Here is a 21,194-nt window from a genome sequence, read left to right on the forward strand (position 1 = left end):
CTTATTAACATCTTTCCATTAACTAATAACAACCAAATAAAAACATAGTTACAACAAAACAAAAACAATAGTAAGAACTTGATAAATTTAATAATTAAAATAAATTATCATAATGAAACAAATTCTTACCTAATTACCCATAAAAACATAACCTCACTTAAAACAATAAGATACGATAATTATTATTTAAAATAACTATTATTTGATTATTGATTATTTTAACTGCTTAACGTATTAATATATCCACGTCTGACATACAAAACCCAGGCAGGCAACACATTAATCAAGAAATAATTTTTATATTATTTTAAAACCCCATTTTGACCGATAGTAACGCTGCGCCCCGCTATAATCATCTTCGCGCAAATCAGACTGCCGTATTCAGGAAGAAAACACCGCGTCATCAACCGTCGTTCTATCGATCAAAATGCCGTTTATAAGGCTTGTTCTTTCTATGAAAAAAGATAGCAAAAACACGCATTGCGTCATTAACGGTTGGCTAATCGATAGCGCAACTGATTCCATCATTCATCAAGAGACAAAAGAAGTTAAACGCCTCGGTGAATTTCAATTCAAGCTGTTGCTAATCTTAAGCGAGCACGCCGGCGCCATACTTTCCAAAGAACGCCTGAACTCTCTGGTCTGGGAAAAGAGAGTCATTGGGCAAAATAGCCTCCCCAACGCAATACACGCGCTGCGGGCCGCGTTGGAAGACTCGGGAAAAGATCAGAAGGTCATTATCACCGTTCCACGAAAAGGCTATCTGCTGGAAAAAGCCTACTGCGTTTTGCAAACGCCTGCCGAAGGCGGAGATAAAGCAGCGGCAGAGATAGAAACGACACGGGTCGCGCCCCCTACCTTCACGATTGCCGAATCCAGCGAATCGCTTCCTCAAAACGAAAGCGCTTACCTTCAGGACATCGCATCGATGCGGACAGCCTGGGTGACAGGCCCCTCGGCCATCAAAGCCAAACGTCAAGGCCGTGGGCTTTACCTCAGCCTGTTTATGATGGTCGTTAGCGCCTTCACACTGGGCGTTTATGCCTTTACGCCCTCTCAGGCGTTTTCTGACGAAGAAAACGTACAAGAGTGCCAGAGCCCTTACAGGCTCACTCAGCTCAGCCAACCGGATACAAATGACCTGGCGTTGACAAAGATGCTCCATCTGTTGAAAGAAAATGGGTAGGGGAAAGGCTCGTAAAAGGATCGTATAAGAAAAATTCTTACTCGATCCCGCGCCGCCCTATTTACTGTTGCGCCTTATTTCGCCAAAATGAGGGCCGCTTTTTAGCTTCCCAACGCGTTATCATCAGTTTCTCTAAAATTGTCCATCGAACTTCTGCGGACAGCGAATTCTGTAAACGCTTATGTCATCGCCAGGAACGGCGCCTGCGCTAAATCCTTCGATTTAACCGCGCGGACGTTAATCCTTGCGTCAGAGTTTGATTGATTAATTCAGGAAAATACATGCTCGGTCCATATCTTAACGGCGCCGCAATCTTTTTTGGTGGCGCTCTCGGCCTTCTACTCGCGCCCATCATTCCTCTGCGCCTGCGCGAAGGGCTTCCCGCCGCGTTTGCTATGACCTCCATCGCGATGGGCGTCGTCATGACGATCAAAGTACATCAGCTGCCCGCCGTCGCGCTGGCGCTGATTCTGGGCGTCGCCATCGGCGAACTTTGCTATATGGAAAAAGGCGTTCAGAAGTTCGGTTCTTTTATTCAACGCGCGCTGGCTCATATTGTTCCAACTCGCCATCACGGCATGACGCCGGAAGCCTATAGTCAGAATTTTACCGCTCTTATCGTGCTGTTTTGCGCCAGCGGCACCGGCGTCGTCGGCTCTTTGACGGAAGGCATGACCGGCGACTATCAGCTTTTACTGGTAAAATCGCTGCTCGACGTCTTCACCGCAGCTATTTTCGCAACGACTCTCGGCGTCGGCGTTATGACCATCGCCCTTCCCCAGTTAGCCATTCAGGCCGCCCTGTTCTGTTCCGCTCGCCTTATCATGCCCTTTATGGACGACGTTACGCTGGGCGACTTCTCTGCCTGCGGTGGAATTTTGATGATTGCCGTAGGGCTTCGCATCGCCCAAATAAAAACCTTCGCCGTGGTTAACTTCCTTCCGGCACTGGTTCTGATTGTTCCCATATCGCTCTATTGGCATAAGTTTATGGGATAAGCCCTCTTCTCGCCGCAGCCTTAAAATAAATCCGCTTCCTCCCCGCGGCGAGAGCAACTACAATATATTCACCTCAACGGGGTGCTTGCTTAAAAGCTGAGAATGCGTTCGGTCGCCTGAACCTTACCCGTAGAACCTGATCCGGTTAATGCCGGCGGAGGGATTTGAGAACGCGTATAGCCTAAGCCTACCGCTCAACGCGCCGTTGACTCAAAGACCTTTGTTTCCTTTTGTTTTATGACTTTTTTATAGCTTTTTATAGCTATTTATAAAAACCAGGAGCGCAAAGTGTTAAGAAAAGCCGTCGTTACTACGCTGCTGCTTATCGCCGCCAGCCCTATCTTGGCTGCTGACACAAAGCCGGTTCTGACCGTCTACACCTATGACTCCTTTGCCTCCGAATGGGGCCCGGGGCCCAAGATCAAGCAGGCTTTTGAGGCCGAATGCGGATGTACGCTCAATCTCATTCCCCTGTCCGACGGCGTTTCTCTGCTCAACCGCCTGCGGATGGAAGGTAAAAACAGCCCTGTCGACGTCGTTCTGGGGTTAGACAACAACCTTACCGCTGCGGCTAAAAAAACCGGCCTGTTCGCCCCCCACGGCCAAGATGAGGACATGAAAAAACTCACCGTCCCCGGCGGCTGGCAGGACGACACCTTTATTCCCTACGACTACGGCTACTTCGCTTTTGTTTACAACAAAGAGGCGCTAAAAAACCCGCCGAAAAGCCTGAAAGAGCTGCTAGAGGGCGAACAAAAGTGGCGCGTTATCTACCAGGATCCGCGCACCAGTACGCCCGGCCAAGGGCTGATGCTGTGGATGCAGAAAGTCTACGGCGATGAGGCAGCACAAGCCTGGCAAAAACTGTCAAAAAAAACCGTTACCGTGACCAAGGGCTGGAGCGAGTCCTACAAGCTGTTCTTAAAAGGCGAGGCCGATCTGGTGCTGAGCTACACCACCTCGCCCGCCTATCACATGATTGAAGAAAAAATCGACCGCTACGTCAGCGCGCCGTTTGAGGAAGGGCACTACCTGCAGGTTGAGGTCGCAGGGCGCCTCAAGGCAAGCCAACAGCCGGAGCTGGCGGATAAATTTATGGCGTTTATGACAACGCCAGCCTTCCAAAGCCAAATCCCCACCGCTAACTGGATGTATCCGGTTATCGACATCCCGCTGCCGGAGGCATTCTCACGCTTAGCCAAGCCGACCAAAGCGCTTCAGTTCAGCGCAGAGGACGTTGACGCCAACCGCGCATCTTGGATTCGGACGTGGCAAAGCGCCGTCAGCCGCTGATAGCGCCCTGGCTTTGGCCGGGCCTCCTGTCTGCGGGCCTTATTGTCAGCGTTGCTCTGGCCGCATTTATCGCCCTGTGGCTATACGCGCCGCCGGGCAATCTGCGCGCTTTGGCGAGCGACGCCTATCTATGGCACGTCGTACGCTTTACCTTCTGGCAGGCATTCTTATCCGCCGTCATCGCCGTGACGCCCGCGGTATTTATCGCCGGGGCGCTGTTTCGCCGAGAGTTTATCGGCAAAACGCTGCTGCTTCGCCTGTGCGCCATGACGCTGGTGCTGCCGGTGCTGGTGGCGGTATTTGGACTTCTGAGCGTTTACGGGCAGCAGGGCTGGCTTTCTCAGCTGCTGCGGCTGATGGGCTTCACGCCGGAGTTTTCTATCTATGGCCTGACGGGCATCCTGCTGGCCCACGCCTTTTTCAACCTGCCGCTGGCGACCCGACTGCTGCTACAGGCGCTGGAAGGCGTGGCCGTTGAACAGCGCATGCTTGCCGCACAGCTGGGAATGAACGCCCGACAGCGCTTTCGCTTCGTCGAATGGCCTGCCTTGCGGCGCCAACTTCTTCCCACTCTGGCTTTGGTATTTATGCTGTGTTTCGCCAGCTTCGCCACCGTGCTCACCCTCGGCGGCGGCCCCCGGGCGACGACCATTGAGCTGGCCATCTACCAAGCGCTTTATTACGACTTCGACTTGCAACGCGCCGCGCTGCTCGGCCTGATCCAACTTTTCTGCTGTATCGTCGTGGTGCTCGTCAGCCAACGCCTCAACGCCGCGCCGCCGGTTGGCGCGACCTACGGCCTGCGCTGGCGCGATCCTCGAGACTCACGCCTGCGTAAAGCCGTCGACGCCATGCTTATTGTTGGCACTATGCTGTTTTTGATTCCGCCGCTGCTGTCGGTCATCATCGATGGCGTAAACGCCGCTGCCCCAAACGTTTTACGCCAGAGCGCACTTTGGCAGGCGCTGTCGACATCGCTGCGCATCGCGGCCGCTTCCGGCCTGCTTTGCCTCGCGCTTACCGTGATGCTGCTGTGGAGCAGCAGAGAGCTTAAGCTTCGCTACAGCCCTTGGGGAGGCCGACTTGAGGCCTGCGGCATGATGATACTGGCCATGCCGGCTATCGTGCTGGCCACCGGCTTTTTCCTGCTGCTTAGCCACAGCGTCGGCCTGCCTAAATCCGCCGACGGGCTGGTTATTTTCACTAACGCGCTGATGGCTATCCCCTATGCGCTCAAAGTGCTGGAAAACCCGATGCGGGATCTGGCGGAACGCTATACGCTGCTGGCCCAGTCACTCGGAATGAACGGCTATAGTCGCCTGAAATGGATCGAGCTTCGCGCGCTCAAGCGCCCTATGGCTCAGGCGCTGGCCTTTGCCAGCGTGCTGTCTATCGGCGACTTCGGCGTTATCGCCCTGTTTGGCAATGACGAATTTCGCACCTTACCCTATTATCTTTACCAGCAGTTAGGCAACTACCGCAGCGCGTCTGCGGCCGTTACTTCGCTACTGCTGCTGCTGGTAAGCTTCGCCCTGTTTACACTGATTGAACGGTTACCCGGACGCCATGATCGCACTTGATGACCTCTGCTATCCCTATCCGCCGCTTGTCCTGCGCTTTACTCTTAAGGCCAAGTCGGGCGAGCGCATCGCTATTCTCGGCCCCAGCGGCGCGGGTAAAAGCACGCTTTTGCACCTTATCGCCGGCTTTGTTTTTGCACACAGCGGAGAGCTTAAGCTTAACGGGCAAGATCACCGAGACACGCCGCCGTCCGAGCGCCCGGTTTCCATTTTGTTTCAGGAAAATAATCTGTTCGCGCATCTTACCGTCGAGCAAAATATCGGTCTGGGCCTGGATCCCGGGCTTCGCCTGTCGGAAGAACAAAAGCAAAAAAGGCGGGATATTGCCAGTAGGGTTGGTCTGACCGACTACATGGACCGCCTGCCGTCGCAGCTGTCCGGCGGTCAGCGTCAGCGGGTCGCGCTGGCTCGCTGCCTGGTGAGAGACCGGCCTATCCTGCTTCTGGATGAGCCCTTTTCGGCGCTGGATCCGGCACTGCGAAGCGATATGCTCACGCTGTTGGAAGAAGTCTGCGATGAGCAAGCGCTCACCTTGCTGATGGTGTCGCACAATCTGGACGATGCGGCCCGCATCGCCGACAGAACGCTGCTGGTGAATGAAGGCTGTATCGTTTATGACGGGCCGACGGCCGCGCTGCTGAGCGGCGGCTCGGAAGCAGCGGCAATTCTCGGAGTTCGCTAACGGCCACGCCGTTAGCCAAAAGCGTCCTCCTGATGGGAAGAGCCGCCGTTCAGGCGGCCAAGCCTTTGCGCCTCCTGCTCCACCTTCACCAGCACGTCGCTAAAAACGTCTACCGGTTGAGCGCCCGACACCGCATATTTATTATCAAAAATGAAGAAAGGCACCGACGTGATTTTCAGCTGGCGGGCAAGCCCTTCATCGGCGCGCACCGCCTCGCCATAGCGATCGCTCACTAACATTTCTCTCGCTACGTCGACGTTCAACCCTGCTTTCTGGCCAAGCTCAACCAGCGTGCGCCGGTCAGACAGATTTCGCCCCTCGGTAAACGACGCGTAAAACAACGCCTCGCCGACGGCATCGGCAGAACCGCTGCCCGCTGCGAAATGCAGCAGCCGATGCGCATCAAACGTATTGGTAGGAATGAGCCTGTCGAAGCGAAAGCTCAGGCCGGCAATGGCCCCCTGGCGCGCAATCTGTTCGGTCATCTCTTTTACTTCCATGATGCCCATATCGTACTTTTCCGACAGGTGACGATAGATATCTCCGCTTTGTAGCGAAACGGCGCGAGGATCCAGCTCGAAGCTTCGAAAAACGATCTCTGCACGCTCGATAAGCCCGCATGCGGACAGCGCTTTCTTAAGGTGCTGCTTGCCGATATAGCAAAACGGACAGGAAAAGTCTGACCACATCTGTATCTTCATCGTTCGTTACCCCTACCTATTGAGGCGGCGCAAAAAGCCATCGGCGTCCGTTACGACGCACAGGCAGCTTAAAGAATGGCGGATATCTCTCCTAAAAAGCGTGTTTTCAGGCTGTGGCGCACAGTTAACCGACCACCTGATTTAAGGGTAGAACACGCTTTCATGAAAATAGCAGTCTAAACGTCAACCAAAACGCAAGGATGTGACCACGATCGAAGATCCCGCCGGACCCGGCGGGATTGTAAAGCCTAATGCATCACGGAAAGGACTGGCTCGACGTCAGCATCAGCCGGTCATTCTTGAAGGTAAAATAATGATTCGTCAGCCCAACGCAGCCTTCGGCCTGCTCATCCGTTGCGCTATCCAGCGCGTCAACCTCAATGCGAACCAGCATCCCCGGCGCGTAATCGCCAAGCTCTTTGGCGGAAAAGCTGCCGCTGAAGGTGGTGACGCAGCCGTTCTCCTTGTCTTCCGTTTTATGCGTCTTAAAGCCCCGCCCGTCGGCGCTTAGCGCGATCTGACGGATAGACTGAAGGTTTCGCAGCACGTTGGCGCCGCAGGCCTCGATATCCTTTTGCTCCATAACGATGGAACCATCGCCGGCCGAGCACATCTCAGGCCCGCTTTCCCCTGCGGCCAGATGGTCAAGCTGGAACACTTCCGGTTCGATAAATCGGCTCACCGCGCCGATGTCTTTGTTCGCGACGGCGGTCTGAAGTTGTTCAAACTGGAGCAGCGCCTGAGCGCGCTGGGCATCGTTTAATTCGGATGCTTGAACCGAAGCCGCAGAGCACAGCGCGGCGGCGGTCAAAAAGGCGAGAAGTTTCCCCTTCATCGGATGACTGTCCTTATTAGCTATGTTGATAAAAATGACGCTCGATAAGCTCAATGTATACACTATGCGGCAGTTTGCAACGGATTTTCCGCTTGAAATCGGCGACGGTATCGGACGCGTCCAAAAGCGTTAACGCCTGTATGGATATACATGTTAGGCTTTATTCGCATAAGCATATTTTACGACGATAAAAGGCATAGGGCGTGAGCACGGCGCAACGGGGTTTTATTCTTACTCGACACTGGCGGGACACCCCCGCGGGGATTGAGATTGACTACTGGCTGGCGACCGACAGCGGGCCGGTTCGACTGCGCCTGCCGCTCCAGCAGGCCGTTGCCTTCGTTCCCACAGACAGGCGTTCCGCCGTTGAGGCTCTTATAGCCAGCGAGCGCGGCTGCCGGATAAGGCCGCTCACGATGCGGGACTTCCAGCGTCGTCCGGTCGACGGATTATACTGTAGCCAATACCGTCAGCTGCAAAGGTTGGAAAAGCAGCTGGAGGAAGCCGGTATTTCCGTGTACGAAGCCGACGTTCGCCCGCACGAACGCTACCTGATGGAGCGCTTTATTACCGCTCCCGTCTCGTTTCAGGGCGACAAAGCCGCCGACGGCAGCCTTCGCTGCGCCCGCCTTAAGCCCGCGCCCGACTATCGCCCCGCCCTTCGCTTTGTTTCGCTGGATATCGAAACCTCCGAGCGCGGAGAACTTTACTCCATAGGGCTCTACGGCTGCGGGCAAAGCCAGGTCTACATGCTGGGGCCGCAAAGCGACGAGCGGCAGCCGGAGGGCGTTAGCCTGGAATACGTCGCCAGCCGCCCGCTGATGCTGCAAAAGCTCAATCAGTGGCTAGCGGAGCACGATCCCGACGCCATTATCGGCTGGAATCTGGTGCAGTTCGATCTTCAGGTGCTGCAAAAGCACGCCGAGCGCTATCGCGTTCCGCTGCTTTTTGGCCGAGGAGCAAGCGCGCTTGAGTGGCGCGAGCACGGCTTCAAACAGGGCCACTTTTTTGCCTCAGCCAGCGGCAGGCTTATCATCGACGGCATCGAGGCGCTAAAAAGCGCGACCTGGAACTTCCCCTCGTTCAGCCTGGAAAACGTCTCCCGCGAACTGCTCAATGAAGGCAAGGCGATTGATAATCCCTATCAGCGCATGGACGAAATCAACCGCATGTTTCGGGAGGACAAGCCGGCTCTCGCCTACTACAACCTGATGGACTGCGTGCTGGTGGCGCGCATCTTTGAAAAAACCCAAATGTTTCCTTTTTTGCTGGAGCGCGCAACCGTCACCGGGCTTGCCGCCGACCGCAGCGGCGGCTCCGTCGCCGCCTTCAGCCACCTCTATCTGCCGCGCATGCACCGCATCGGCTTCGTGGCGCCGAGCCTGGGCCGCCTGCCGGAAGAACACAGCCCCGGCGGCTACGTCATGTCGTCCACGCCCGGCCTGTACGACTCGGTGTTAGTGCTGGACTACAAGAGCCTGTATCCATCCATCATCCGCACCTTTCTTATCGATCCGGTCGGGCTGATTGAGGGCACGCTCAATCCGGACGATGTCGACACCGTCGCCGGCTTCAGGCAGGCGCGCTTTTCCCGCAGCGTACACTGCCTGCCCGATATCGTTAAAGGGATTTGGCAGGGGCGGGAAGAGGCCAAGCGGCAAAACAACAGGCCGCTTTCTCAAGCGCTGAAAATCATCATGAACGCCTTCTACGGCGTGCTGGGCTCCAGCGGCTGCCGCTTTTTCGACCCTCGCCTGGCATCGTCAATTACCCTGCGGGGTCATGAAATTATGTTAAAAACGCGCGAACTGATTGAGGAACGGGGCTTTGACGTCATCTACGGCGATACCGATTCAACCTTTGTCTGGCTTAAGGAAAAGCACGACAACGCACGGGCGCAAAAGATTGGCCGAGAGCTCGTCGCCCACGTCAACCAGTGGTGGGCCAGAACGCTCAAAGAGAACATGGGGCTAGACTCAGCGCTGGAGCTTGAATTTGAAACCCACTTCAACCGATTCCTGATGCCCACCATCCGCGGCGCCGAAGAGGGCAGCAAAAAGCGCTACGCCGGGCTCATCGTTCATGACGACGGCAGCGATGAAATCGTCTATAAGGGAATGGAAACGGTTCGCACCGACTGGACCCCGCTGGCGCAGCATTTTCAGCAGGAGCTCTATTCGCGCATTTTCCACGGGCTTCCCTATCAATCGTTCGTTCGCGACTACGTGGCGAAAACGCTCGCCGGCGAGTTCGACGATCGGCTGATTTACAGCAAGCGCCTGCGCCGTCGGCTGGCCGACTATCAGAAAAACGTGCCGCCGCACGCGCGCGCGGCCCGGCTGGCGGACGACTACAATCAGGCGCACGGCAGGCCGCTGCAATACCAAAACGGCGGCGTCATTCGTTACCTGATAACCCTACAGGGCCCTGAACCGCTGGAAATCCTGCGCTCCCCCATCGACTATCAACACTATATTTCGCGCCAGCTTGCGCCGATTGCGGATGCAATCCTGCCGTTTATGCACGATAATTTTGATTCGCTGATTACCGGGCAAATGGGCTTGTTTTAACGACTTCCGATCATTACCATAGCGCCCTTATTTTTATACGCCTCGCCTTGCCGCCAATTTGTGCGGCGGCCTCCCCGATGGCGAGAGTCAACCACCATTAAGAAGCCGATAGATATATGCCTTTTACTGTAGGTCAACGCTGGATTAGTGACACGGAAAGTGATTTAGGACTGGGAACGGTCGTCGCAACAGACGCGCGCACGGTTACCCTGCTGTTCCCCGCCATTGGCGAAAACCGCCTCTACGCTCGTAAAGATGCCCCCATCACTCGCGTCATGTTCAACCCAGGCGACCGCGTGACCAGCCATGAAGGCTGGCAGCTTATCGTTGACGAGGTCAAAGAGACGGACGGCGTTCTGACCTATCTGGGCCGCAGAACGGACGGGGATGAGGACGTCGTATCCCTGCGGGAAATCATGCTCGACAGCAAGCTGACCTTCAGTAAACCGCAGGACAGGCTGTTTGCCGGTCAGATTGACCGCATGGACCGCTTTTGCCTGCGCTATCGCGCCAGAAGGTATCAAAGCGAACAGTTTCGCATGCCGTGGAGCGGCCTGTGCGGCGTTCGCGCAAGCCTTATCCCCCATCAGCTGCATATCGCACACGAAGTGGGACGCCGCCACGCGCCGCGCGTTTTGCTGGCCGATGAGGTTGGTCTGGGGAAAACCATCGAGGCCGGTATGATTATTCACCAGCAGCTGCTGGTGGGTCGCGTCGATCGCGTTCTGATCGTGGTGCCGGAGACTCTCCAGCACCAGTGGCTTATCGAAATGCTCAGGCGCTTCAACCTGCACTTTTCGCTGTTTGACCACTCTCGCATTTATGACGAAACGCGGCAGGAATCAGAAAACCCGTTTGAATCGGAACAGCTGGTCATCTGCTCGCTGGACTTCCTTTGCCAGCTCGACGCAAAACAGCAGGCGCAGCTGGTTGACGCCGGCTGGGACATGCTTATCGTCGACGAAGCGCACCACCTTGAGTGGAACGAGGCCGAGCCCAGCGTTCAGTATCAAATCATCGAGCGACTGGCGCAGCAGATCCCTTCAGTGCTGTTGTTAACCGCCACGCCGGAACAGCTTGGTCAGGAGAGCCACTTTGCGCGCCTGCGCCTGCTGGACTCAAACCGTTTCCACGACTACCGGGAGTTCGTCGCCGAGCAGCAAAAGTATAAGCCGGTCGCTGACGCCGTTAGCCTGCTGGTCAGCGGCGAAACGCTGAACAATGACGCCCTCAACGCGCTCGGCGAGCTGATAAGCGAGCAGGACATCGAACCGCTGCTCAAGGCGGCGAATCTGAAAGGCGACGAAGGCGAAAGCGCCCGCCAGGAGCTGGTGACCATGCTGATGGACAGGCACGGCACCAGCCGCGTGCTGTTTCGCAATACCCGCCAGGGCGTGAAAGGCTTTCCTCTGCGCTACCTGCACCAAATCAAGCTGCCGCTCCCGGCGCAGTACCAGACCGCCTTCAAGGTCGCCCGCATGATGAACGGCTCGGCGTCGCTCTCTTCTCGCGCGCACGACATGCTTTATCCGGAGCAAATTTTTCAGTCGCTGGAAGGCGACGGCATCAGTTGGCTGAACTTTGACCCGCGCGCGCAGTGGCTTATCGACTATTTAAAGCAGAACCGTCAGGAAAAGGTGCTGGTTATCTGCGCCAAGGCCGCAACGGCCCTACAGTTGGAGCAGGTGCTGCGCGAGCGAGAAGGCATCTACGCGGCGGTCTTCCACGAAGGGTTGTCTCTGGTTGAGCGCGATCGCGCCGCCGCCTGGTTCGCCGAACGGGACAACGGCGCTCAGGTGCTGCTGTGCTCTGAAATCGGCTCTGAAGGCCGTAACTTCCAGTTCGCCAACCGGCTGGTGATGTTTGACCTGCCGTTTAACCCTGACCTGCTGGAACAGCGCATCGGTCGTCTGGACCGCATAGGCCAAAGCCGCGACATTCAAATCATGGTGCCCTATCTGGAAAATACCGCGCAGGCCATTCTTATCCGCTGGTTCCACGAAGGGCTGGACGCCTTTGAACACACCTGCCCGACCGGCCGCCCTGTGTATGACGCCGTGCGCGACGAACTGATGGGCTATCTGGCGGAGCCGTCAGTACAGGAAGGCTTTGACGACTTCATCGCCCGCAGCCGCGAAAAGCACCTGAGCCTGAAGGCCCAGTTGGAAAACGGCCGCGACCGCCTGCTCGAAATGAACTCTAACGGCGGCGAGAAGGCGCAGACGCTGGCCGGCGCCATCGGCGAGCAGGACAACAACGTCGACCTGGTCGGCTTTACGCTCAACCTGTTCGACATCATCGGCATCAATCAGGACGACGACGGCGACAATCTGATGATCCTGACGCCGTCTGACCACATGCTGGTGCCGGACTTCCCCGGCCTGCCGCAGGACGGCTGTACGATTACCTTCGACAGAGACATCGCGCTGTCCCGCGAGGATGCCCAGTTTATCAGCTGGGAACACCCGATCGTTCGCAACGGCCTCGACCTTATCCTGTCCGGCGATACCGGCAGCTGTGCCGTTTCTCTGTTGAAAAACAAGGCGCTGCCGGTCGGCACCATGCTGATGGAGCTGATTTACGTGGTGGAGGCGCAGGCGCCCAAGAACCTGCAGCTTACCCGCTTCCTGCCGCCGACGCCGGTCCGCCTGCTGCTTGACCGCAAGGGCAACAATCTGGCCGACAGCGTCGAGTTTGAAAGCTTCAACCGTCAGCTTAACGCCGTTAATCGCCACACCGGCAGCAAGCTGGTTAACGCCGTTCAAAAGGACATTTATGAAGTTTTGCAGCTCGGAGAAAGCGCGATAGCAGAGCGTGCGGCAGCGCTTATCGAAGCAGCTCGCCGCGAAGCCGACGACACGCTGACGCAGGAGCTCAGCCGCCTGAACGCCCTGAAGGCGGTTAACCCGACCATTCGGGACGATGAGCTTGAGGCGATTGAGCAAACTCGCCAGCAGAGCCTGCTCTGCCTGGAACAGGCGACCTGGCGGCTCGACGCGCTGCGCATGATTGTCGTCACGCACCAGTAACCAGAGAGACTTGCGCCATGATGGAACACTACGCTCCGCCAACCGAACCCTGGCTTCACATTCTGTACCGGGACGACCACATCATCGTGGTCAACAAGCCGAGCGGTTTACTGTCGGTGCCGGGCAAGGCCCCGGAGCACCGCGACAGCGTCATGGCGCGCGTTCAGCGCGACTTCCCCGCCGCTGAGTCCGTCCACCGGCTGGACATGGCCACCAGCGGCGTGATGGCCGTCGCGCTCACTAAGGCCGCGGAGCGCGAGCTTAAACGCCAGTTCCGCGAACGGGAACCGAAAAAAAGCTATCTGGCCCGCGTGTGGGGCCATTTGGAAAAAGATGAAGGGCTGGTTGACCTGCCGCTGATCTGTGACTGGCCTAATAGGCCGAAGCAAAAGGTCTGTTTTGAAACCGGCAAAAGCGCGCAAACCGAGTATCGCGTGCTGAGCCGGGACGCCGACGGCACCACGCGCGTCCTGCTTATGCCCATCACCGGCCGCTCTCACCAGCTGAGGGTGCATATGCTGGCGCTGGGCCATCCTATTCTGGGAGACAAGTTCTACGCCCATCCGGAAGCCAAAGCCATGGCGCCCCGACTGCTGCTGCACGCCCGCGAGCTGTGGATTACCCACCCGAAGTTCGGCGGGTCGATGCATTTTACGTGCGAGGCGGAGTTTTAAGGCCGTCAGTCACAGGCCTTCAGGTGAGTTAAAAGTTCATCAATACACGCGTCAACGCCCTTACCTGCGGTATCAATAACAATGCGAGGCTCTTTCCAGGGCCAATATTCTCTTTCGTGCATAATCTGTCGCCAGGTCGGCAACACCAGCCCGGGCACTTCCGACCGACGGGCTTCAACCCGCTGGCGGTGCTCATCTTCGTCACTACAGACAAACTCCACGTCCAACGACACAACGCCCGCCTCTTGGGCAATTTCCCGCCAGCGCATGCGGGACCAGTCAACGGGGTTGACGCAGTCTGCGATCACGCAGTGGCCTAACGCCAGATTATCCTTCGCCAGCGCACAGCAAACCTCATATCCGGCAATGCCCACGTCGTTTCTGAGCACGTCCGAGCGGCGAATCGCCTGCTCCGCAGAGTCAATTCGTAAATAGACCGCCTGCGTGCGGGCCGCCAGCGCCTTGGCTATCGTACTTTTTCCTACGCCCGGCAGCCCGCTGAAGATAAGTAACAGATTTTCTCGCGTCATCATGTCGATAAAGGCTCCTCAACGTAGGGCTGGACTTACTATTTAAACCCCTTCTCCCGCTTGATGAGATCGTAAGCGGCCTGAATTTCCTGCGCCTTCTGCTTGGCGATTTCCATCATCTCAGGCGGCAGCCCTTTGGCAACCAGCTTATCGGGGTGGTGTTCCGTCATCAGCTTGCGGTAAGCGCGCTTGATGGTGGCCGCATCGTCTTCCGGCTTAACGCCCAGCACGCTGCAGGCATCCTCCAGCGTCGGGCCGGAATGGGCGCTATAGCCGCCCTGCTGCCCCTGCCAGCCGCCGCCGAACTGCCGACCGCTTTGGATCATATCCAACAGCCTGTCGAGCTGTACCCGGGAAATGCCAAGCTCTTCGGCGATAACGTGCAGCACCTGACGCTCGTTGGGGTGCAGCACGCCGTCGGCAAAAGCCGCCTGCAGCTGAATCTCTAAAAACATGCGCAACAGGTCTGCACGCCCAAAGCAAACGGTTCGAAATTCCTTAAGCTTTGCCCGCAGCGGGTAGCTGCTTTGTTTACCCTCGCGAAACGCCTGTTGGGCGTCTTCTCTGCGTGAGCCAAACAGCTGCATTCTGTTCATGATGATCGAGGCGTTTTTAATATCCACTTCCGTCACTCGCCCCTTGGACTTGGTCAAGTGCCCCATGACCTGGAACGTCGTTCGGAAAAACAGCGCCTGCCGCGCCTGCTGGTTAGCAAAAAAACCTCCACGGCGGACATTTCTGGCATTATCAATCATATGGCCAACGATAAGGCCTAAAAGAATCGCCCAAAATCCGCCGCCGGAGACGATCCCCAGCAGAACGCCCAGAATTTTACCCCAATACTGCATATCACCCTCAATTGACCATGCTGCAAACTGCAAATTGCATTATCATACTCGTCAAAGATTGAACCGCCTAACGGTGATGATAAGATTTAACGCTGGAGTAACAGCGGGGAGTAGGCTACTCTCACGAGATTTGCTTCTGCTAATATTTATACTTGGAAGTGTTCGAGCTACTTTTTCGGGCGGTTTTTGCTGTCCCTATGCCGAATAAAACAGGTAGAATTCGCTAATACCGCGTAGCTCGAAGGACTATCGGGTACAGCCGCAACAGATGGAATATCAAGACGAAACGCATGAAAAAACGTTACCCTACTCTGCTGGCCTCCACCATTTGGATGGCTTTATACAGCCAGAACGCCTTGGCCGACACCAACCCGCTAGCCGAACAGTGTATGCTCGGCGTTCCTATGTACGAGCGCCCTCTGGTTTCAGGGGATCCGAACAGCCTGCCGGTTCATATTGAATCCGACGACAGTCAGGTAAACTACCCCGCCAGCGCCGTCTTTACGGGTAACGTCATTATTGAGCAGGGTAACCGCCTGATGACGTCCGATCAGGCTGAAGTGCACCAGACGCCTCAGGAAGGGCAGCCCGATCCGCTTCGTACCGTCACGGCTACCGGCAACGTCAAGTATGACGACAACATGATCAAGCTGAGCGGCCCCAAGGCGTGGTCGAACCTGAATACCAAAGATACCGACCTCTATGAGGGGCAGTATCAAATGGTAGGCCGCCAGGGGCGCGGACAGGCCGACGTGATGAAAGTGCGGGAAGCGAACCGCTACGCGATCCTTGAAAACGGCACCTTTACCTCCTGCCTTCCCGGCGATAACAGCTGGAGCCTCGTCGGTTCGGAAATCATCCACGACAACGAAGAAGAGCTGGCGGAAATCTGGAACGCCCGATTTAAAATAGGGCCGGTCCCCGTTTTCTATAGCCCCTATTTACAGTTCCCGACCGGCAACAAGCGCCGCTCCGGCTTCCTGTTGCCCAACGCAAAGTTCAGCAACAACAGCGGCTTTGAGTTCGCACTGCCGTACTACTGGAACATTGCGCCCAACTTCGATGCCACCATTACGCCCCACTACATCGCCGAACGCGGCATGCAGTACCAAAACGAATTCCGCTACCTGCTGGCGCCGGGCGCCGGCCTGATGGAGTTCGACTGGCTTAAGGGCGACAATAAGTTCTCATCCGATTATCCCAATGAAGACAACAGCGACCGCTGGCTATTCTACTGGGCGCACTCTGGCGTCATGGACCAGCACTGGCGCTTTAACGTCGACTATACCAAGCTGAGCGACTACCGCTATCTGAGCGATTTCGATAGCGAATACGGTTCCAGCACCGACGGCTACGCTACGCAAAAATACAGCGTCGGCTACGCCGCCCAAAGCTGGAACGTGACCGCTGCGATGAAGAAGTTCCAAATTTTCGACCAAGGGGGCAACGCTAACGCCTACCGCGCCGAGCCTCAGGTAGACTTTAACCAGTATATGTACGATCTGGGTGGATTAGATCTTCATACCTATGCGCAGGTCGCCAAATTTACCAGCGAAAACGCCAGCAATCCGAAAGCGGTGCGCGCCCACCTCGAGCCGACGCTCAGCCTGCCGCTGGCCAACCGCTGGGGCAGCATCGACAGCGAAGTCAAGCTGATGGCGACCCATTACGATCAGGATATTCCCGACAGCAACACGAATACCAAGCTTAAGGATTCCGTTAACCGCGTGCTGCCGCAGTACAAAGTCTCCGGCAAGGTGGTTTTCGACAGGCCTATCGACATGTGGCAGGACTATACTCAAACGCTAGAGCCTCGCGTTCAGTATCTATACGTCCCGTATAAAGACCAAAGCGACATCAATATTTACGACTCGACGCTGCTGCAGTTCGACTATACCGGCCTGTTCCGCGATCGCGCCTACAGCGGGCTTGACCGCATATCCTCCGCCAATCAGGTTACTACGGGGTTAACGACCCGGGTTTACGATGAAGGGCAAAACGAGCGTTTTAACGCCTCTATCGGCCAGATTTATTATTTTGAAAAACCACGCATTGGTGATGATACAAACACTAACAGCACCAGCATGGACAAGGACAGCGATACGGGCAGCGTTATCTGGGCCGGCGACACGTTTTGGAAAATCAGTCCGACTACGGGGCTGCGCGGCGGCGTTCAGTACGATACGCGCCTCGATACCATTTCGGTTGCCAACGCCGTCGCTGAATACCGCAAAGACAGCGAACGCGTTCTACAGATAAGCTATCGCTATGCCAGTAAAGAATACGTTTCCGCCATGACCACCAACCTGTCTACGGGAAGCTCGGCCTATAATCAGGACATTTCCCAAATCGGCGCCATCGGCACTTGGCCGATTGCCGACCGCTGGTCGATGACGAGCGGTTATTACTATGATACGAAACTAAAACAGACTGCTGATGGTCTAATTGGCGTTCAGTACAACACGTGCTGTTGGGCCGTAGGCGTTCGCTATGAAAGAAAGATCGTCGGCTGGGACAACACCAAGTTCAACAGTGACTACGACAACAAGGTTTCGTTCAACGTTGAGCTTCGCGGCCTGAGCCGCAATTACAACCGCGGCGGAACCAAGATGCTGAGCAGGGGCATTCTCCCTTATCAGCAGGCCTTCTAAGGGTTCACGGCACGCTGAAGACAGCCTTACATTTTTACGATAAACCGCTAAAAGCGAATGATGAAATGAAAAAAGTAATGAAAAACTGGAAATCGCTGGCTACAGGCTTGGCGCTGTGTACGTCGGTGGCATCCATGTCGTTGGCATCGTTGAATGCGATCGCCGCTCCTCAGGGGCAGCACGTCGATCGCGTTGCGGTCGTCGTTAATAACGGCGTTATTCTGGAAAGCGACATCAACACCATGATGGCGTCGGTCAAAAACGGCGCTCGCCGCGCTGGCCAACAGCTTCCCGACGACAGAACCTTACGTTCTCAGATTACCGAACGGCTGATTATGGACACCATCATCGCTCAGTTGGGCGACAAGATGGGGATCAAAATTGACGACGCCCAGCTCGACCGCGCCATTGCCGACATCGCTCGCCAAAACCGCATGACCGCGGCGCAGTTGAAAAGCCGCCTCGGCGCGGAAGGCATCAACTACGGGAAGTACCGTGAGCAAATCCGTAAAGAGATGCTGATGAGCGAAGTCAGAAACAACGAAGTCCGCCGCCGCGTCACCGTGCTGCCGCAGGAAGTCGACGCGTTGGCAAACCAGATTTCCAAACAAATCAGCGGCAGCGCCGAGCTGAATCTGAGCCACATTCTTATCGCAATGCCGGAAAACCCGAACTCCGAGCAGGTGGCTAAAGCCAGCGAGCTGGCCAACAGCCTGGTCGAACAGCTAAACGCCGGTGCCGACTTCGGCAAGCTGGCGGCCTCCTACTCCGCCGATCCTCAAGCGCTTAAGGGCGGCAAAATGGGCTGGGCCAAAATGGAAGAGCTGCCTTCCGTTTTCTCCAGCGAGCTGCAAAATTCCAAAAAGGGCGGCATCGTCGGCCCTATCCGCTCAAACGTCGGCTTCCATATCCTGAAAGTCAACGACATTCGCGGTGAGCAGAAGGCCATTTCCATACTGGAAGTCCACGCTCGTCATATTCTCATCAAGCCTTCTATCGTCATGACGGACGATCAGGCCCGCGCCAAGATTGCTTCTATCGCAGACGACATCAAGAGCGGCAAGGCGACGTTCCAGGAAATGGCCCGTAAGTACTCAGAAGATCCGGGCTCGGCTCAACAGGGCGGCGATCTCGGCTGGTCTTCTCCTGAATCTTACGATCCGGCCTTCCGAGACGCGCTGATGCGCCTGCAGAAAAACGAAATCAGTCAACCGATTCGCTCTTCCTTCGGCTGGCACCTGATCCAGTTCCTGGACTCTCGTCAGGTCGACAAAACCGACGTGGCGCAAAAAGATCGCGCTTACCGCATGCTGTTCAACCGTAAGTTCTCAGAAGAAGTACCAAGCTGGATGCAGGAAGTCCGCGCCGGCGCCTACGTGAAAATTATGGATAACGGCAGTAGCGATGCACAGTAATCCTCGAAGGGTCGTCATTACGCCGGGGGAACCTGCCGGCGTAGGCCCAGACCTCACCGTTCAACTGGCCCAGCAAAGCTGGCCGGTTGAACTGGTCGTCTGCGCCGATCCGGACCTTTTACAGCAGCGGGCAGCCCTCTTGGGGCTGCCTTTGCAATTACGCGCCTATGAGCCTTCAGCTGAGCCAAGGCCGCAGGAAGCGGGAACGCTTACCCTGCTGCCAATAGGCCTAAAGGCGCCAAGCGCGCCGGGCCAGCTTTGCGTCGCCAACGGCCAGTACGTGGTGGAAACCCTTGCGCGCGCCTGTGACGGCTGCCTGAGCGGCGAGTTTGCCGCGCTTATTACGGGTCCGGTACACAAAGGCGTCATTAACGATGCCGGCGTTCCTTTTACTGGCCACACTGAGTTTTTCGCCGAGAGGAGCCACCGGCCGCGCGTCGTCATGATGCTGGCAACGGAAGAGCTTCGCGTTGCGCTAGTCACTACCCACCTTCCCCTGTCGCAGGTATCTGGCGCCGTGACCGCGCAAAGCCTGACGGAAACGATTGAAATCCTTCAGCACGACCTGCAAACCAAGTTCGGCATCGATAGCCCCCGCATTTACGTTTGCGGCCTGAATCCCCACGCGGGCGAAGGCGGACACATGGGACGGGAAGAAATCGACGTGATTATTCCTACCCTTGACGCCCTGTGCGAGCGCGGAATGAACCTTGTCGGCCCGCTGCCCGCCGATACGCTGTTTCAGCCCAAGTATTTACAGCACGCCGACGCCGTTTTAGCCATGTATCACGACCAGGGCCTGCCGGTTCTGAAGTACCAAGGTTTTGGCAGAGCGGTCAATATTACGCTGGGCCTCCCTTTTATCCGCACGTCGGTCGATCACGGCACTGCGCTGGATCTGGCCGCTACCGGACAGGCGGACGTTGGCAGCTTTACCGTTGCCCTTAATCTCGCAATAAAGATGATAAATAACCGTAATGAATAATCGAGTCCATCAAGGCCACTTCGCCCGTAAACGCTTTGGGCAAAACTTTTTAAGCGATCCTTACGTCATTGACAGCATCGTCTCGGCTATACACCCGCTTCCGGGCCAGGCCATGCTTGAAATCGGCCCCGGCCTTGCCGCACTGACCGAGCCGGTCGCAGAGCGGATAGACCACCTAAGCGTCGTCGAACTCGATAGGGATTTGGCCGCCAGGCTGGCGGTCAATCCAAAGCTTAAAGACAAGCTGACCATCTATCAGCAGGACGCCATGACCTTCGACTTCGCCGCCCTCGCTAAAGAACTCGGCCAGCCGCTCAGGGTCTTCGGCAACCTGCCCTATAACATCTCGACGCCGCTGATGTTCCACCTTTTCAGCTATACTGGTGCTATCAGCGATATGCACTTTATGCTGCAAAAAGAGGTGGTCAATCGGCTGGTATCGAGTGAAAACAGTAAAGCCTATGGCAGGCTCAGCGTTATGGCGCAATACTATTGCCGGGTGATCCCGGTTCTGGAAGTGCCGCCTTCCGCCTTTAAGCCCGCGCCGAAGGTTGATTCTGCCGTGGTACGCCTCATTCCGCACGACGTTCTCCCCTATCCGGTAAAAGACGTTCGCGTGCTCGGTCGCTTGACCACTGAAGCTTTCAACCAGCGCAGAAAGACTGTCCGCAACAGCCTGGGGCACCTGTTTACCCCAGAGCAGCTGGTCGAACTGGGGCTGGACTTAAACATGCGGGCGGAAAACATCTCCGTAGAGCTGTTCTGCAAAATGGCTAATAGCCTATCGCAGAGAAGCGAACTGCCGCAGGCCGCACAGGAGTAATCACCATGATCGACAAACCCCGGATTTTTATTCAAGCGCAAAGCTTCTACGTTGAGGCCCAGTCCTCGCCGGAAGAAGGACGTTTTGTTTTCGCGTATACGATGACAGTACGCAATCTGGGGCGCGAACAGGTGCAGCTGATGGGCCGCTACTGGCTCATTACCAACGCTAACGGCAAGCAAACCGAAGTACAGGGAGAAGGCGTCGTTGGCGAACAGCCTCTCATTCTCCCTGGCGGTGAATATCAGTACACCAGCGGCGCCGTACTGGAAACGCCGCTGGGTACAATGGAAGGCCACTACAAGATGGTAGACTGCGACGGGCAGCCTTTTGAGATTATCATTCCGGTCTTCCGCCTCGCGATTCCGTCCCTGATCCATTAACGAAGCCTTCT

Annotated in this window: 17 protein-coding genes and 1 riboswitch; of the genes, 13 read left to right on the plus strand and 4 right to left on the minus strand. The window is 56.2% G+C overall.

Going from position 1 to position 21,194, the window contains the following annotated elements; genetic code table 11:
- Positions 1–454: 454 nt before the first annotated feature.
- The 5 genes from G544_RS21340 to thiQ all read left to right on the plus strand — a co-directional run bounded on the left by G544_RS21340 (position 455) and on the right by thiQ (position 5,739).
- Entirely contained in the window at positions 455–1,186 is a 732-nt protein-coding gene (locus G544_RS21340; RefSeq protein WP_051155704.1) for a winged helix-turn-helix domain-containing protein, read from the plus strand.
- Positions 1,187–1,467: 281 nt separating this feature from the next.
- Positions 1,468–2,184, plus strand: coding sequence for a DUF554 domain-containing protein (locus tag G544_RS0111295; protein ID WP_027274707.1), 717 nt, complete (start codon positions 1,468–1,470; stop codon positions 2,182–2,184).
- 67 nt (positions 2,185–2,251) lie between these two features.
- Positions 2,252–2,365: riboswitch (TPP riboswitch) on the plus strand.
- Between the two features lie 107 nt (positions 2,366–2,472).
- Positions 2,473–3,477: a thiamine ABC transporter substrate binding subunit gene (thiB, locus tag G544_RS0111300; RefSeq protein WP_036023885.1), complete on the plus strand. Its 1,005-nt coding sequence runs from the start codon at positions 2,473–2,475 to the stop codon at positions 3,475–3,477.
- Positions 3,453–5,057 (plus strand): thiamine/thiamine pyrophosphate ABC transporter permease ThiP, encoded by a 1,605-nt coding sequence (thiP, locus tag G544_RS0111305; RefSeq protein ID WP_027274709.1) that lies wholly within the window; start codon positions 3,453–3,455, stop codon positions 5,055–5,057. Before thiB ends, thiP begins: the two co-directional genes overlap by 25 nt.
- Entirely contained in the window at positions 5,044–5,739 is a 696-nt protein-coding gene (gene thiQ / locus G544_RS0111310) for a thiamine ABC transporter ATP-binding protein ThiQ (RefSeq protein WP_027274710.1), read from the plus strand. Before thiP ends, thiQ begins: the two co-directional genes overlap by 14 nt.
- An 11-nt stretch (positions 5,740–5,750) precedes the next feature.
- Here the strand turns inward: thiQ and G544_RS20395 are convergent, their stop codons facing one another.
- A complete protein-coding gene (locus tag G544_RS20395) occupies positions 5,751–6,440 on the minus strand; it encodes a DsbA family oxidoreductase (RefSeq protein ID WP_051155705.1) in 690 nt (229 codons plus the stop codon).
- A gap of 256 nt (positions 6,441–6,696) precedes the next feature.
- Positions 6,697–7,275: a hypothetical protein gene (locus tag G544_RS0111320; RefSeq protein WP_027274711.1), complete on the minus strand. Its 579-nt coding sequence runs from the start codon at positions 7,273–7,275 to the stop codon at positions 6,697–6,699.
- Positions 7,276–7,478: 203 nt separating this feature from the next.
- Between G544_RS0111320 and G544_RS0111325 the strand changes: the two genes are divergently transcribed.
- The 3 genes from G544_RS0111325 to rluA all read left to right on the plus strand — a co-directional run bounded on the left by G544_RS0111325 (position 7,479) and on the right by rluA (position 13,548).
- Entirely contained in the window at positions 7,479–9,845 is a 2,367-nt protein-coding gene (locus tag G544_RS0111325; RefSeq protein WP_027274712.1) for a DNA polymerase II, read from the plus strand.
- Positions 9,846–9,961: 116 nt separating this feature from the next.
- Positions 9,962–12,874, plus strand: a complete 2,913-nt coding sequence (gene rapA, locus G544_RS0111330; protein ID WP_027274713.1) for an RNA polymerase-associated protein RapA — start codon at positions 9,962–9,964, stop codon at positions 12,872–12,874.
- Between the two features lie 20 nt (positions 12,875–12,894).
- Entirely contained in the window at positions 12,895–13,548 is a 654-nt protein-coding gene (rluA, locus tag G544_RS0111335) for a bifunctional tRNA pseudouridine(32) synthase/23S rRNA pseudouridine(746) synthase RluA (RefSeq protein WP_027274714.1), read from the plus strand.
- Between the two features lie 5 nt (positions 13,549–13,553).
- On the opposite strand, the gene G544_RS0111340 is transcribed toward rluA, so the two are convergent.
- Together G544_RS0111340 and djlA are read right to left on the minus strand one after the other, a co-directional pair.
- A complete protein-coding gene (locus G544_RS0111340) occupies positions 13,554–14,081 on the minus strand; it encodes a P-loop nucleotide/nucleoside kinase family protein (protein ID WP_245614592.1) in 528 nt (175 codons plus the stop codon).
- Between the two features lie 35 nt (positions 14,082–14,116).
- Complete coding sequence (gene djlA / locus G544_RS0111345) at positions 14,117–14,926, minus strand: co-chaperone DjlA (protein WP_027274716.1); 810 nt, start codon at positions 14,924–14,926, stop codon at positions 14,117–14,119.
- Between the two features lie 290 nt (positions 14,927–15,216).
- Here djlA and lptD point away from each other — a divergent pair, with 290 nt between their 5' ends.
- From lptD to apaG, 5 genes are all read left to right on the plus strand, one after another.
- Positions 15,217–17,577: an LPS assembly protein LptD gene (gene lptD / locus G544_RS0111350; protein WP_027274717.1), complete on the plus strand. Its 2,361-nt coding sequence runs from the start codon at positions 15,217–15,219 to the stop codon at positions 17,575–17,577.
- A gap of 77 nt (positions 17,578–17,654) precedes the next feature.
- Positions 17,655–18,992 (plus strand): peptidylprolyl isomerase SurA, encoded by a 1,338-nt coding sequence (surA, locus tag G544_RS0111355; protein ID WP_027274718.1) that lies wholly within the window; start codon positions 17,655–17,657, stop codon positions 18,990–18,992.
- Positions 18,982–19,977, plus strand: coding sequence for a 4-hydroxythreonine-4-phosphate dehydrogenase PdxA (pdxA, locus tag G544_RS0111360; RefSeq protein ID WP_027274719.1), 996 nt, complete (start codon positions 18,982–18,984; stop codon positions 19,975–19,977). Before surA ends, pdxA begins: the two co-directional genes overlap by 11 nt.
- A complete protein-coding gene (gene rsmA, locus G544_RS0111365; protein WP_027274720.1) occupies positions 19,970–20,800 on the plus strand; it encodes a 16S rRNA (adenine(1518)-N(6)/adenine(1519)-N(6))-dimethyltransferase RsmA in 831 nt (276 codons plus the stop codon). The genes pdxA and rsmA overlap by 8 nt, the downstream gene beginning before the upstream one ends.
- A 5-nt stretch (positions 20,801–20,805) precedes the next feature.
- Positions 20,806–21,183, plus strand: coding sequence for a Co2+/Mg2+ efflux protein ApaG (gene apaG, locus G544_RS0111370; RefSeq protein WP_027274721.1), 378 nt, complete (start codon positions 20,806–20,808; stop codon positions 21,181–21,183).
- The last annotated feature ends 11 nt before the right edge of the window (positions 21,184–21,194 follow it).

This window comes from Leminorella grimontii ATCC 33999 = DSM 5078, assembly GCF_000439085.1.
GTDB classification, from domain to species: domain Bacteria; phylum Pseudomonadota; class Gammaproteobacteria; order Enterobacterales; family Enterobacteriaceae; genus Leminorella; species Leminorella grimontii.